This window comes from Enterobacter cloacae complex sp. SYL001, assembly GCF_049237025.1.
In the GTDB taxonomy this organism is placed as follows: Bacteria; Pseudomonadota; Gammaproteobacteria; order Enterobacterales; family Enterobacteriaceae; genus Enterobacter; species Enterobacter intestinihominis.
Genome location: NZ_JBMKJI010000021.1, coordinates 74831 through 86734 on the forward strand (window position 1 = coordinate 74831; position 11904 = coordinate 86734).

Below are 11904 nucleotides of genomic sequence, written 5' to 3' on the forward strand. Positions count from 1 at the left end.
GAAGCGGCGATTTATCGCCGGAAGCCCGGGTCGCCAGGGTGGTGGCGACTGAGCCACCCTGGCACGTTCACCGCTCATGTCGTGACAGAGTAGCAAGGAACATAAAGTGAACGGAATAACCACCAGAGCCGTATGTCCCCCTCACCCCAGCCCTCTCCCTCAAGGGAGAGGGGGCCGTCTGTGCAGGCATTATTTTGTGGGGAACCCTCAGCCCTGTGGGTGAGGGCATCAGGCCGCAGAATAATAAGCCAGCCTCTCCGCCAGCAAATCCACAAACGCTTTCCGATCGATATCCACCATCACTGTGGTATTCGGCTTGTTTCCCGTCAGCGAGTAATAGTCCACCACCGTCATTCCCTGGGTATATTTCCCCTGTGTTTCCACACCAACCCAACGCTCGACCGTGGTAAACATTTCCGGCTTCAGTAGCCAGGCGATGGTGCATGGGTCATGCAGCGGGGCGCCGTGGAATCCCCACTTCTCGGCTTTGTGATACACCATAAAGAAATCGAGCAGCTCTGCCACGGTTGTTGCAACCGGGTTACCCACAGTACGAAATCGTTCGATGTCCTGCGCCATAATTTGTGCGCGGTGGGTAACGTCCAGCCCCGCCATCACAATCGGCAGGCCCGACTGGAAGACGATTTCCGCGGCTTCCGGGTCAACAAAGATGTTGAACTCCGCGGCTGGCGTCCAGTTCCCCAGCCCCATTGCCCCGCCCATGATGACGATACGGGCGATATTGCTGTGCAGTTCAGGATGGCTGTTCAGCAGCAGCGCTACGTTGGTCTGCGGGCCGGTCGCCACCAGCGTCACGGGCTCTGCGCTTTCACGCAGAACTTTCGCCATGAGCTCGACGGCAGTGCAGTTTTGTGGTGCGAAACCCGGCTCCGGCAGCGCCGGGCCATCCAGCCCACTTTCACCGTGAACGTTATCCGCAATGATCAGCTCGCGCATTAGCGGCTTAATGGCGCCACCTGCGACCGGAATATCGGTGCGTTTTAGCAGCGTTAACATGCGCAACACGTTTCGCAGGGTTTTATCCGGCGTCTGGTTCCCTGCAGAGGAGGTGACAGCTTTTACGTCCAGTTCAGGGGAGGCAAGAGCAAGGACGAGTGCGATTGCGTCATCATGACCCGGATCGCAGTCGAGAATAATAGGCTGTGCCATGGCGTTCTCCATTCTTAGCATTATTTGTGACAAGGTTAACGCTGCGATGTGACGCCGAATAGAAAAAGAGATCTAAAGCGTGAAGCAGTGCGCAATCCACAGATTGCGCACTAAAAAGATTAATGCAAGATTTTGGCGAGGAAGTCTTTTGCACGTTCAGATTTAGGATTTGCGAAGAACTCTTCTTTCGGTGAGTCTTCAACAATTTTCCCTTCATCCATGAAGATCACACGGTTGGCCACTTTACGGGCGAAGCCCATTTCGTGCGTCACCACCATCATGGTCATCCCTTCGTGCGCCAGTTCCACCATAACGTCCAGCACTTCGTTGATCATCTCAGGATCGAGCGCGGACGTCGGCTCATCAAACAGCATCGCCACCGGATCCATGCACAGCGCACGCGCGATTGCCACGCGCTGCTGTTGGCCGCCCGAAAGCTGCGCCGGGAACTTATCCGCATGTGCAGACAGCCCGACGCGTTCCAGCAACTTCAGTCCCTTTTCACGCGCCGCTTTTTTGTCGCGCTTCAGCACTTTCACCTGCGCCAGCGTCAGGTTCTCAATGATGGAGAGGTGAGGGAACAGCTCAAAATGCTGGAACACCATCCCAACGTGGGAGCGAAGCTGGGCAAGGTTGGTTTTGCGGTCATTCACTTTGGTGCCGTTAACGACAATCTCGCCCTGCTGGACAGGTTCCAGCCCATTAACGGTTTTGATAAGCGTCGACTTACCGGAGCCGGACGGGCCACATACCACCACCACATCGCCTTTTTTCACTTCTGTTGAGCAGTCGGTCAGCACCTGAAAGTGCCCATACCATTTAGAAACATTTTTCAGGGAAATCATTATACGGTCCTTTTCTTCAGCCAGCTGACCAACAGCGATGCGCTTAAACTAATCACAAAATAGACCCCGCCTGCGAAGAGGATCATCTCAACCTGCGTTCCGTCACGTTCGCCAATGGTGGAGGCGGTACGGAAGAAGTCTGCCAGGCTCAGCACGTAGACCAAGGAGGTATCCTGGAACAGGACGATGCCCTGCGTCAGCAGCAGCGGAACCATGGCGCGAAACGCCTGCGGCAGAATAATAAGCTTCATGGACTGCCAGTGCGTCATACCGAGCGCCAGCGCAGCGCTGGACTGCCCGCGCGAGATACTCTGAATACCTGCGCGGATGATCTCGGAGTAGTAGGCGGCTTCAAACATGGAGAATGCCACCATGGCAGAGATCAGGCGGATATCGGTTTTCGGCGACAGTCCCAGCACGTTCTGTAAAAAGCCGGGAACAATCAGGTAAAACCACAACAGCACCATGACCAGTGGAATGGAGCGGAACACGTTAACGTAAGCCGTAGCAAACCAGGCGAGCGGCTTAAAGCTCGACAGGCGCATCACTGCCAGCAGGGTGCCCCAGACAATACCGACGATAATGGCGATTACGGTAATCTTTAAGGTGATCGCCAGGCCATCCAGCAGATAAGGCATGGAGGGAACAATGGAACTCCAGTCAAATTCGTACATTATTTGCCCCCCAGATTGCCCGGCAGGCGTACTTTGCGTTCAACCAGGTTCATCACCAGCATGATGAAAGCGTTAATCAGAACATAGGCGAGCGTGATTGCCGTGAAGGATTCCCATGCGTGAGCGGAGTAATCCAGCAGTTTGCCCGCCTGCGCCGCCATATCTACCAGACCAATGGTTGAGGCGATGGCCGAGTTTTTTACCAGGTTCATCATCTCGGAGGTCATCGGCGGAACGATGACGCGGTAAGCGTTAGGCAGCAGTACGTAACGGTAGGCTTGTGGCAGGGTCAGGCCCATCGCCAGTGCCGCATTCTTTTGTCCGCGTGGCAGTGACTGTATGGCGGCACGCACCTGCTCGCAGACGCGCGCAGCGGTGAACAGTCCCAGACACAGCATGGAGGAGACAAAGAATTGTACGTTAGGATCCAGCTCGGCCTTGAACCACATGCCGAGATCTTCCGGCAGCAGTTCCGGGATCACCAGATACCAGGTAAAGAACTGCACGATCAGCGGAACGTTACGGAACAGTTCCACATAGAGCGTGCCAATCGAAGAGAGAAAACGGTTAGGGACGGTACGCAGAATACCGAACAGCGAACCGACAAGAAACGCGATAATCCACGCCGTTATCGATAACGCAACGGTAACCTGAAAGCCGCTCCACAGCCAGCCGAGATAGGTGGTGTTGCCGAACGGGGCTTGTTGCAGAAAGATGCCCCAGTTCCAGTCAATTGACATAGTAAACTCCAGAAAAAAGAGGGTAGCAGCGCTACCCTCGAAGATTGGTGAGAAGCTCAATTTTTGCGCTGAGTGGGGAACGACCACTCAACGTATAGTCTGTCCATGCTTCCCGACAATCGAGAGGGCAGGAGATCCCGCCCCTGTCGTTCTAGTTAGTTAAGAGCTTTGTCGTTTGGTGATTTGAACAGCGCTTTCATGTCGTCAGACAGTTCAAAGTTCATGTTCAGGTTTTTTGGTGGAATTGGGTTCTTGAACCATTTGTCGAACCATTTTGCCGCTTCGCCAGAGGTTTGCGCCTGAGCGATGGTGTCATCGATCAGCTTTTTGAAGCCTTCATCGCCTTTACGCAGCATACAGCCGTAAGCTTCTTTCGACTGCGCAGTCCCGACGATTTCCCAGTTGTCTGGTTTCTTCGCCTTGGCGCGCTCGCCTGCCAGCAGAGCGTCATCCATCATAAACGCAACGGCACGACCGCTTTCCAGGGTACGGAAGGAGTCGCCGTGATCTTTCGCGCTGATGATGCGCATGTCCATTTTCTTCTCGTCGTTCAGCTTGTGCAGCAGCACTTCGGACGTGGTACCGGAGGTCACGACAACCGCTTTGCCTTTCAGGTCAGCAAAATCTTTGATATCGCCGCCTTTCTTCGTCAGCAGGCGGGTGCCTACAACGAAGATAGTGTCCGAGAAAGCGGCCTGTTTCTGACGCTCAAGGTTGTTGGTGGTTGAGCCACATTCAAAATCAAATGTGCCGTTTTGCAGCAGAGGAATACGGTTCTGTGAAGTGATGGGGATCAGCTTCACTTGCAGGTCAGGTTTGTTCAGCTTTTTCTTCACGGCTTCAACGATGGCGTTGGAGTAATCCTGTGAATAGCCCACGACTTTTTGCGTGTTGTCGTAGTAAGAGAACGGGACAGAAGATTCACGGTGGCCGACCACGATCACGCCGTTTTTGGCAATCTTGTCGAGAGTGCTTCCTGCTGCCGGAGCGTCTTCAGCGTGAACGATGCCCGCAGACATTCCCATAACCAGCATTGCTGTGGCCAGTTTACGTAATTGCATACCCAACTCCTTTCTTATCAGCGCCAGTGACGCTTTGATACCCATTGTGATGTTGTTATATCTCGCGCAATGCGAGTGCAGTGTTATGCAAGCTTGTTAACATTTAGTCTGGCTTAATGTAAAGATTTTGCTGCGTTATTGTTTATTTTTGCGAAGCGCGCCGCACCATTCAGAGGCAATAATCTCTCGTTGCACCGTTTCGGTGCTACCGGAGATCCATGCTGGTGCGACAAGGTTGCACGTTAAGCCAGACAGCGTTTGCGTAATTAAACAAAGCAACAGGCGTGCCAGAATTGAAGTTTAGGAGGAAATTGTCGGGTGGCGGCTGCGCCGGAGAGTAGGCCGGGTAAGGCGTAGCCGCCACCCGGCAACAGAAGGCCAGGTTATCTACGACGCTGACGCAGGCTCATCACTACGGCGGCAAAACCGAACAGCGTGGTCAGGATCCACAGCGGCCAGTTCCCGGTGCGCGCATAAGGCGTCAGGCCCGTAGCTGGCGTCACTTTCGTGGTCAGCACCTCACGGGTGAACTGCGGGATCATGGCCTGGATTTCACCCTGCGGGCCAATCACGGCGGTGATGCCGTTATTGGTGCTGCGCAACAGCGGACGTGCCAGCTCCAGAGAACGCATTCGTGCCATCTGGAAGTGCTGCCACGGGCCGATCGATTTACCGAACCACGCATCGTTTGAGATGGTCAGCAGATAGTCGGTGTCCGGGCGGAAGTTATCGCGCACCTGCTCGCCGAGGATAATCTCGTAGCAAATAGCGGCCGTCAGGGCAAAACCGTGCGCATGCAGCTGCGGCTGAACGTAAGGGCCCCGGCTGAATGAGGACATCGGCAGGTCAAAGAACGGTGCCAGTGGGCGCAGAATAGACTCCAGCGGAACAAATTCGCCAAACGGTACAAGGTGATTTTTGTTGTAACGATTGGTGGAGGTATAGCTGTATTCGCTGTCCTTACCGAGCGTAATGATCGTGTTGTACGTGTCATAGCGGTTCTGCTGATTGAGACGCGCATCCACAATTCCGGTAATCAGCGTACTGCCGCGCGCGCGCAGCAGATCGTCCATCATCTTCAGGAAGGGCTGCTGATTGATCTCCAGATCCGGGATCGCAGACTCAGGCCAGATGATGAGCTGCGATTTGCCCATCACCTTTTCAGTGGCATTGGCGTAGATTTTCAGCGTGTTCAGCAGCTGATTCTCATCCCATTTCAATGACTGCGGGATATCGCCCTGTATCAACGATACCTGCGTGGCGCGCGCGGGCTCCAGCGTGAACCACTGGATATAACGCAGTGGGAAAGGCAGGGCAAACAGGATTAACGCGGCAACCAGCGGCTTCCAGTTACGTGTCACCAGAGCCAGCACCAGCAGGCCGCTGACCGCCATGAGCAGGAAGTTAATCGCCTCCACGCCCATGACGGGAGCCAGACCTTTCAGCGGGCCGTCCACCTGGCTATAGCCGAACTGCAACCACGGGAAGCCGGTCAGTACCCAGCCGCGCAGAAATTCGGTGATTTGCCAGACAACGGGAGCCGCTATCGCGACGCGCAGCCAGGTCGTTTTAGGCCACAGACGAGATAGAATACCGGCGAACAGGCCAGTGTAGAGCGAAAGATAGGCGGCGAGCAGCACAACCAGGAAGACGTTAACCGGCCCCGGCATTCCGCCAAATTGCGCGATACTGACGTAGACCCAGTTGATACCAGAGCCAAACAGCCCCAGCCCCCAGAGGTAGCCTATGGCCGCGGCCTGTACCGGACGACGGTTCAGGGTAAGACCCTGTAGCCCCATCAGGGAGAGAATAGCGGCTGGCCAGATATCGTAAGGAGAAAAAGCCAGCGTACCGCTGGCTCCGAGTAACAGCGCCAGCAGCAAACGGACGCGCTGGCGTTCAAAGAGTGGGGCAAATGCCATTTACATTAATCTTCCAGTTTTGGCACCGGTGAGTCGTCCGGCATTCTGACATGAACCTGAATAATACGTCGGCTGTCAGCCATTGCGACCTTGAACTGGTAACCATCGATGTCAACGGTTTCACCGCGGGCCGGAAGATGGCCGAAGGCCTGCATCACCAGACCACCAATGGTGTCCACTTCTTCATCGCTGAAGCTGGTGCCAAAGGTGTCATTGAAGTCTTCAATGGAGGCCAGCGCGCGCACGGTCCAGGTGTGGCGGCTCAGCTGACGGAAGTCGATATCCTCTTCTTCGTCATACTCATCTTCGATTTCGCCCACGATCAGCTCAAGGATGTCTTCGATTGTGACCAGACCGGAAACGCCACCAAATTCATCAATAACAATCGCCATGTGATAGCGCTGGGAGCGAAACTCCTTCAGCATCCGATCCACACGTTTACTTTCCGGCACAACCACGGCCGGGCGTAACACTTTTTCCATACTGAAGGCTTCGGCATCGCTGCGCATAAACGGCAGCAGATCTTTCGCCATCAAAATCCCTTCGATGTGATCTTTGTCTTCGCTGATGACCGGGAAACGTGAGTGAGCCGATTCGATAATCACATCGAGGCACTCGTCCAGCGTCTGGTTGCGTTTCAGGGTAATCATCTGCGAGCGGGGGATCATGATGTCGCGGACGCGCTGGTCGGCGATGTCCATCACCCCTTCGAGCATTTCGCGCGTATCTTCGTCGATAAGGTCGTTCTGCCCGGAATCACGAATCAGCTCCAGCAGTTCGTCACGGTTTTTCGGTTCGCCGTGGAAAAGCTGGTTCAGGATGAGGGAGAAAAATCCCTTTTTAGTGGTTGTCGTGTCGCTACTGTGTGAATTGTCGTCGCTCATGGCGTTTGTTAAGGGTTCTCTTGTTAGTTCAACGTTAACCGCCGCGCTATGTCCCTGCGCGGCGGCATGGTAGTCAGTGACTGACTATTCTTTCTCGGCAATGTACGGATCCTCATAGCCCAGAGCAAGCATTATCTCTGTCTCGAGGGATTCCATCTCTTCCGCTTCGTCATCTTCAATATGGTCGTAACCCAGAAGATGCAGGCTACCGTGCACCACCATGTGTGCCCAGTGCGCTTCCAGCGGCTTTTGCTGCTCTTTGGCTTCCTGCTCAACCACCTGACGGCAGATGATCAGATCGCCCAGCAGCGGCATCTCAATGCCCGGAGGGGCTTCGAATGGGAAAGAGAGCACATTGGTCGGCTTATCTTTCCCGCGATAGGTCAGGTTGAGCTCATGGCTTTCTGCTTCATCCACCAGGCGAATCGTGACCTCTGATTCTTCCTGAAACTGGGGGATAACGGCATCCAGCCATTTCTGAAACTGTGCCTCTTCTGGCATGCCGGAATTATCTTCACAGGCCAGCTGTAAATCGAGGATCACCTGACTCATTTCTGTTCATGCTCCTGCGCTTCGCGCTTACGTTCTGCGGCCAGCTCGGCCCTGCGCTTCTGATCTGCCTCTTCCCAGGCCTCATAAGCGTTAACGATACGCGCGACCACCGGGTGGCGTACCACGTCTTCGCTGTGGAAGAAGTTGAAGCTGATTTCGTCTACCTCGGCCAGCACTTCGATGGCGTGACGCAGACCCGATTTGGTGTTACGCGGCAGGTCAATCTGGGTGACGTCACCGGTGATAACCGCTTTCGAGTTAAAGCCAATACGCGTCAGGAACATCTTCATTTGTTCGATGGTGGTGTTCTGGCTCTCATCCAGAATGATGAACGCGTCGTTAAGTGTACGCCCACGCATGTAGGCCAGCGGGGCCACTTCAATCACGTTACGTTCAATGAGCTTTTCAACTTTCTCGAAGCCGAGCATTTCGAACAGCGCGTCGTACAGCGGGCGCAGGTAGGGGTCCACTTTCTGACTTAAATCGCCCGGCAGGAAGCCGAGTTTCTCACCGGCTTCTACAGCAGGGCGGGTCAGCAGGATACGGCGGATCTCCTGACGCTCAAGTGCATCGACCGCAGCAGCAACGGCCAGATAGGTTTTACCCGTACCCGCCGGACCCACGCCAAAGGTGATGTCATGGTCGAGAATGTTGGCGATGTACTGTGCCTGGTTCGGGGTACGAGGCTTAATCACGCCGCGTTTGGTTTTGATGTTGATGGCTTTGCCATAGTCCGGCACGCTTTCCGCGCTCTGCTCAAGCACGCGCGCCTCTTTGATGGCCAGGTGGATCTGTTCAGGTTCAATATCCTGGATCTCACCGCGCATCGGGGCGGTATCAACATACAGGCTGCGGAGAATATCTGCCGCGGCGTTGACGCAGATTGGGCGTCCGGTGAGTTTGAAATGGTTATCGCGACGATTGATTTCGATACCCAGACGTCGCTCCAGTTGTTTGATGTTGTCATCAAACGGCCCGCACAGGCTCAGCAGGCGAGCGTTGTCTGCGGGCTCAAGGCTAATTTCACGCGTATCTATGTTCAAACTGTTCCTCTTTATTTGGTTAACTGACCTGTGGCCACACGGCGTAATAAAACGGTCATTACCGAAATTATTCACGCCATAGAATAAAGGCGCAAGCGTTGCGGTAGATATTGGGGGTGATGAGAGGAAATACAAGGCCTGCCGGACAGGCAGGCCAGAGGGATCAGGGCTGGTAAATACCTACGCCAGAATCGTTGACTTTACGGGTGCGAGAGATAACGGATTCCGGAGTCTGTGCAATACGCAGACCCATTTCGTCCTCAGTGCGTACCACCTTCCCGCGCAGCGAGTTCGTGAGCACTTCGACAATCTCGACGTCCACAAACTTACCAATCATGTCCGGGGTGCCTTCAAAATTCACCACGCGGTTATTTTCGGTTCGACCAGACAGTTCCATGATGCTCTTACGGGAAGTGCCTTCCACCAGAATACGCTGGACAGTGCCGAGCATTCGACGGCTCCAGGCGTTGGCCTGCTGGTTGATACGCTCCTGCAAAATATACAGACGCTGCTTTTTCTCTTCTTCCGGCACATCGTCAACCATATCGGCCGCTGGGGTGCCCGGGCGTGCTGAGAAGATGAAGCTGTAGCTGACGTCGAAATTCACCTCGCCGATGAGCTTCATGGTGCGCTCGAAGTCATCAGCGGTTTCGCCAGGGAAGCCGACGATAAAGTCGGAGCTAATCTGGATATCCGGGCGCGCTTCACGCAGCTTGCGGATGGTGGACTTATACTCCAGCACCGTATGTGGACGACCCATCAGGTTCAGCACGCGGTCAGAGCCGCACTGGATCGGCAGGTGCAGGAAGCTCACCAGCTCTGGCGTATCGCGATAGACGTCAATAATGTCGTCGGTAAATTCCATCGGATGGCTGGTGGTAAAGCGAATGCGGTCAATGCCGTCAATCGCCGCCACCAGACGCAGCAGTTCAGCAAAGCTGCCAGTGGTGCCGTCGTAGTTTTCCCCGCGCCAGGCGTTCACGTTCTGGCCCAGCAGGTTCACTTCGCGTACGCCCTGCGCGGCAAGCTGCGCGATTTCAAACAGGATATCGTCTGCCGGGCGGCTCACTTCTTCACCGCGGGTGTAAGGTACCACGCAGTAAGTACAGTATTTGTTGCAGCCTTCCATGATGGAGACGAAGGCGGTCGGGCCATCAGCGCGCGGCTCTGGCAGACGGTCAAATTTCTCGATCTCCGGGAAACTCACGTCAACCACCGGGCTACGGCTGCCGCGAACCTGATTAATCATCTCTGGCAGGCGGTGCAGGGTCTGAGGGCCAAAAACGATATCCACATAGGGGGCTCTCTGCCGGATCAGCTTACCTTCCTGCGATGCGACGCAGCCACCCACGCCAATGATCAGGTCCGGATTTTTCCGTTTGAGAAGCTTCCAGCGGCCTAACACATGAAAGACTTTTTCCTGTGCTTTTTCACGAATTGAACAGGTGTTCAGCAGCAGCACATCGGCTTCTTTCGCATTTTCAGTCAGCTGGTATCCGTGGGTGGTATCCAGCAGATCGGCCATCTTAGATGAATCGTATTCGTTCATCTGACAGCCCCAGGTTTTTATATGGAGTTTTTTAGTCATCGACTTGCTCAGCTCAGGATTGCAAGCCGCGTATTGTAATGCTTTGGTGCGGTTGTGACCAGTATGAAGGTTGTCAACCTCAGGGCCGCAAAAATCCGGTAAACTTAAGGTATTCTCCAATAAGGAATAGTGACCATGACACTCCTGAACACCGAAGTTGCCGTTGTTGGCGGCGGTATGGTCGGCGGCGCACTGGCGCTGGGGCTGGCGCAGCAGGGATTTGACGTAACCGTTATTGAACAGGCGGCTCCGCCGGTATTCGATCCTGCCAGCCAACCGGACGTGCGTATTTCCGCCATCAGCGCGTCCTCTGTTGATCTGCTTCGCGGGCTGGGCGTCTGGGAGGCGGTGCTGGCGATGCGCGCGCACCCCTACAGCCGTCTTGAAACCTGGGAGTGGGAAAATGCTCACGTCTCGTTTGACGCCGCCGAGCTGAAACTGCCGCGTCTGGGCTATATGGTGGAAAACAACGTGCTCCAGCAGGCGCTCTGGCAGGCGCTGGAGGCGCACCCGAAGGTGACGCTGCGCGTTCCGGACTCGCTGAAAGCCCTGCATCGTCATGAAGGTGGATATCTCCTGACGCTGGATAACGACGATGAGCTGGCCGTAAAGCTGGTGGTGGGGGCGGATGGCGCGAACTCGCAGGTCAGGCAGATGGCAGGCATTGGGATCCATGCCTGGCAGTATCACCAGTCCTGCATGCTGATCACCGTGCAGTCAGAAAACGCGCCGGGCGAAAGCACCTGGCAGCATTTTACGCCGAACGGCCCGCATGCATTCTTACCGTTGTTTGATAACTGGGCTTCGCTGGTGTGGTACGACAAGCCGGCGCGCATTCGACAGTTGCAGGGGCTGTCCATGGAACAGTTGCAGCGCGAAATCCGCCAGCACTTCCCGCGCCGTCTGGGTAACGTGACCCCGGTTGCCGCTGGCGCATTCCCGCTGATGCGACGCCATGCGTTGCAGTATGCCCGTGAAGGGCTGGTCCTGGTGGGAGACGCGGCGCACACCATTCATCCGCTGGCGGGGCAGGGGGTTAACCTGGGATACCGTGACGTCGATGCGTTACTGGATGTGCTGGGTAACGCTCGCGCCCACGCGGAAGCCTGGGCCAGCCATGAGGTACTGAAGCGCTACCAGACGCGCCGTATGGCGGATAACTTCATTATGCAGTCGGGGATGGATCTGTTCTATGCCGGGTTCAGCAATGACGTGGGTCCGGTGCGGATATTGCGCAATATTGGATTGATGGCAGCGGAACGTGCCGGTGGTCTGAAGCGTCAGGCACTGAAATACGCCCTCGGACTCTAATCTTTATTCCCTCTCCCCGTGGGCTGAGGGTTCCCCACAAATTAATGCGAGCACTGAGCAATCCCCTCGCCCCTCCGGGGAGAGGGTTAGGGTGAGGGGAACATACGGCGGTGG

The 11904-nt window shown here is 55.4% G+C and carries 11 protein-coding genes; 1 reads left to right on the forward strand and 10 read right to left on the reverse strand.

Features of this window, described 5'->3' with window-relative positions:
* Nucleotides 1-228: 228 nt before the first annotated feature.
* The 10 genes from rihA to miaB form a co-directional block, all read right to left on the reverse strand.
* Complete coding sequence (rihA, locus tag ACOTZP_RS17620; protein ID WP_058677429.1) at nt 229-1170, reverse strand: pyrimidine-specific ribonucleoside hydrolase RihA; 942 nt, start codon at nt 1168-1170, stop codon at nt 229-231.
* A gap of 119 nt (nt 1171-1289) precedes the next feature.
* Nucleotides 1290-2015, reverse strand: coding sequence for an amino acid ABC transporter ATP-binding protein (locus ACOTZP_RS17625; protein ID WP_006809622.1), 726 nt, complete (start codon nt 2013-2015; stop codon nt 1290-1292).
* On the reverse strand, nt 2015-2689 hold the full coding sequence (gene gltK / locus ACOTZP_RS17630) for a glutamate/aspartate ABC transporter permease GltK (RefSeq protein ID WP_022647437.1): 675 nt from the start codon (nt 2687-2689) through the stop codon (nt 2015-2017). The genes ACOTZP_RS17625 and gltK overlap by 1 nt, the downstream gene beginning before the upstream one ends.
* On the reverse strand, nt 2689-3429 hold the full coding sequence (gltJ, locus tag ACOTZP_RS17635) for a glutamate/aspartate ABC transporter permease GltJ (RefSeq protein ID WP_015571133.1): 741 nt from the start codon (nt 3427-3429) through the stop codon (nt 2689-2691). The genes gltK and gltJ overlap by 1 nt, the downstream gene beginning before the upstream one ends.
* Nucleotides 3430-3584: 155 nt before the next feature.
* A complete protein-coding gene (locus ACOTZP_RS17640; protein WP_022647438.1) occupies nt 3585-4490 on the reverse strand; it encodes an amino acid ABC transporter substrate-binding protein in 906 nt (301 codons plus the stop codon).
* A 383-nt stretch (nt 4491-4873) separates the two neighbouring features.
* The gene (gene lnt, locus ACOTZP_RS17645; RefSeq protein WP_126292022.1) at nt 4874-6412 is read right to left on the reverse strand and encodes an apolipoprotein N-acyltransferase; all 1539 of its coding nucleotides are present in this window, start codon (nt 6410-6412) and stop codon (nt 4874-4876) included.
* A 5-nt stretch (nt 6413-6417) separates the two neighbouring features.
* Nucleotides 6418-7296: a CNNM family magnesium/cobalt transport protein CorC gene (gene corC, locus ACOTZP_RS17650; protein WP_003858679.1), complete on the reverse strand. Its 879-nt coding sequence runs from the start codon at nt 7294-7296 to the stop codon at nt 6418-6420.
* An 84-nt stretch (nt 7297-7380) separates the two neighbouring features.
* Nucleotides 7381-7848: an rRNA maturation RNase YbeY gene (gene ybeY / locus ACOTZP_RS17655; protein WP_003858677.1), complete on the reverse strand. Its 468-nt coding sequence runs from the start codon at nt 7846-7848 to the stop codon at nt 7381-7383.
* Complete coding sequence (locus ACOTZP_RS17660; RefSeq protein ID WP_022647440.1) at nt 7845-8891, reverse strand: PhoH family protein; 1047 nt, start codon at nt 8889-8891, stop codon at nt 7845-7847. Before ACOTZP_RS17660 ends, ybeY begins: the two co-directional genes overlap by 4 nt.
* A gap of 163 nt (nt 8892-9054) precedes the next feature.
* Complete coding sequence (gene miaB / locus ACOTZP_RS17665) at nt 9055-10479, reverse strand: tRNA (N6-isopentenyl adenosine(37)-C2)-methylthiotransferase MiaB (RefSeq protein ID WP_003858672.1); 1425 nt, start codon at nt 10477-10479, stop codon at nt 9055-9057.
* A gap of 135 nt (nt 10480-10614) precedes the next feature.
* Between miaB and ubiF the strand changes: the two genes are divergently transcribed.
* A complete protein-coding gene (gene ubiF, locus ACOTZP_RS17670) occupies nt 10615-11790 on the forward strand; it encodes a 3-demethoxyubiquinol 3-hydroxylase (RefSeq protein WP_271074996.1) in 1176 nt (391 codons plus the stop codon).
* Nucleotides 11791-11904 lie beyond the last annotated feature (114 nt).